The organism is Pseudoxanthomonas beigongshangi (genome assembly GCF_016820515.1).
Classification (GTDB): domain Bacteria; phylum Pseudomonadota; class Gammaproteobacteria; order Xanthomonadales; family Xanthomonadaceae; genus Pseudoxanthomonas_A; species Pseudoxanthomonas_A beigongshangi.
This window is the reverse complement of record NZ_JADHDV010000059.1, coordinates 1-2,470: the sequence shown is the minus strand read 5'-3', so window position 1 is coordinate 2,470 and position 2,470 is coordinate 1. Positions and strand designations below refer to the sequence as shown.

The following is a 2,470-nucleotide window of genomic DNA, read 5'->3' as shown; positions in this document are numbered from 1 at the left end:
GGGGTGCCTTCGCCGCCGACCCAGGCCGGACCGGCCAGCGCCGGCAGCGGCGTGGCCACCCGCGCCACCTCGCGCCCGCCCACGTACAGCACCACCGCCCCGGCGTCGGCGGTGAAGGCCAGATGGCTCCACTGCCCGCTCGGCAATGCGGCCACCGGCGCGCTGCGCGCCTGGTCCACCTGCACGAACGGCACCCCGTTGTCCACGCCCAGCCACAGCAGGTGCTCCCCGTCCCGGCGCAGGTACACGCTCTGGCCCGGACCGGCCGCCTCGGGCTTGACCCAGGCCGAGAAGCTCATCGTCCCGCCGGCCGGCACCGCCAGCGAGGCCGAGGCCGGCAGCTGGAAGGGCGCGGTGCCCAGTTGCGCGCCGCGGCCGATGAGGGCCGCCTCCAGCGCGGTCAACGGGCCGCTGGCGTGGTTGCCGTAGGCGGTGGTGTCCTGGACCTGGGCGGTGGTGCCGGCGAAGTGGTAGACGGCGGTGTAGTCCGGGTCGAACACCAGCTGGCCGTTCCCCGCGGCCGGGGCCTGCGGGTTGCCGTAGTACATCCACAGGGTCTGCGCCGCGCCCGGGTTCAGCGACGGCACGTCGACCCAGACCAGGGCCATGGCCGCGGCCGCGTCGTAGCGCTCGACCTGGTGGTTGAGCACGGTGTGCCCGTCGGCGGCGATGAAGCGCAGGTCCCGGCCGCCCTCGCCCACCCCGTCGAAGGCGAAGTTGCCCGCGTGCAGGCGCACCAGCACCGGCAGCCGGCCCGGGCCGGTGGCCAGGCCCGCGCCCTGCGGGCCGGCGTCCACCGTCAGCGGCTTGCGGTACTTCCAGTCGGCCTGCCACCAGGCCGGACCGGGTTCCTGGGCCCGGGCGCTGGCCGGCAGCGACAGGCCCAGCAACATCAACAACAGGAGAAGGACGCGTTGCATGGAAAAATCTCCAGAAAAAGAAATGAGGGTCAGTAGCTGGCGCCGACGCTGACGTGCAGCCGGTCCGCGCCGCGGGTGGTGGTGGGCCCGTCCAGCAGGCTGTGGCCGTAGTCCAGGCGCACGTCGAAGTGCTCGCCCACCCGGAAGCTGGTCCCGAACCCCAGCGACGCCAGCGAGGCCTCGGCTTCCTGTTCGGGCAGCGGCCGGCGCAGGCCCAGCCAGGCCCCGTCCAGGTAGCCGTGGAAGCGCCACTCGCGCAGGCCCCAGCGGGTCAGCGGCGCGCTGCGCCACTCCAGGGTGAACATCGCCCCGTAGTCGCCGATGGCCTCGGCCGAGCGGTAGCCGCGGGTGGTGTACATGCCGCCGGCGGCGAACTGCTCGCCGGACACCAGCGGCTGGTCGGTCAGCTGCGCCGACACCCGCGCGTACCACTGCGCCCCGCTGGCGAGGCTGTAGGTGTCGCTGACATCGGCCTTGAGCACGAAGAAGCTGGCATCGGCATAGGCGCGCTTCCAGTCGAACGCGTCCGCCCCGCTGCCGTAGCCCAGCACGCTGCGCGCGCCGAACACCGCCTGCAGGCCCAGCGCGAACTGGTGTCGCTCGCCCTGGCGGAACCCGCTGTAGGCCAGGGTCACCGGCGCGTACTTCAGCGGCGCGAAGTCGCTGGCCATCCCGGTCAGGGCCACCGCCTCGTCCATGTCCTTGAAGTCCACCCCCAGCGTCCACTGGTGCCACCAGGCCCCGGCCTGCGGCAGGGGGTGGCTGAGCTTGAGGCCCACCGCGTGGCCCTTGCCGGTGACCTGGGTGGTGCCGCTGGAGACCACGTTGCTGTCGGAGCGGTAGCCGGCCGCTTCCAGCTGCCAGTCCGGCCCGCCCAGCGGCAGCCGGTAGGACCCGGACCACACGCTGGCCTCGTCCACGTCCTGCGGGGCGGCGAACCAGCTCAGCGAGGCGCTGTGCTCGCGCTGCCACAGGTTGTCGTGGCCCACGCTCAGGATGCTGCGCAGCCGGGTGGTGTCCACGCTGTGGTCGTTGTTGACCGTCAGGCTGGCCCGCCACGGCGCGGTGTCTTCCACCTTCAGGTCCACGTCCATGGTCCCCTCCGTGGCCCCGGGCTTGACCAGCGGCACCACCTGCCGGCGCGCGGTGCGGTTGAGCGCGGCCAGCTGGTCCTGGGCGCGGCGGAAGTCCGGCACCTGGCCGGTGGCCAGCGCCGGCACCGCCGCGCGCAGCCGTTCCGGGTCGTGGTGCCGGGCCCCGACCACGTTCACCGTCCCCACCCGGGTCTGGGTCACCTGCAGCACCACCACCCCGCCGCTGACCTGCTGCTCGGGCAGGTCCACGTACACGGACTGGTAGCCGCGCTGCTGGTAGGCCGCCTGCAGCGCATCGCGCGCGGCCTCCACGTCGGCCAGCGTCCGCCCCGGGCCCAGGTACGGCATCACCGCCTGCTCAATCTCCCGCGCCGCCAGCACGCTGTTGCCGCGCACCCGGTACTCCTGGATGCTCACCCGCTGCGGCGGCGCGCTCGGCGCCTCCGGTGCCTCGGC

The 2,470-nt window shown here is 73.7% G+C and carries 2 protein-coding genes; both read right to left on the bottom strand.

Annotated features, from left to right (window positions below):
• Positions 1 to 920 (bottom strand): DUF2341 domain-containing protein (locus IQ458_RS19435; protein WP_203323840.1); only part of this gene is annotated, 920 nt, incomplete at its 3' end.
• Positions 921 to 949: 29 nt separating this feature from the next.
• The coding region (locus IQ458_RS19430; RefSeq protein ID WP_203323839.1) for a ShlB/FhaC/HecB family hemolysin secretion/activation protein at positions 950 to 2,470 on the bottom strand (1,521 nt) is incomplete at its 5' end.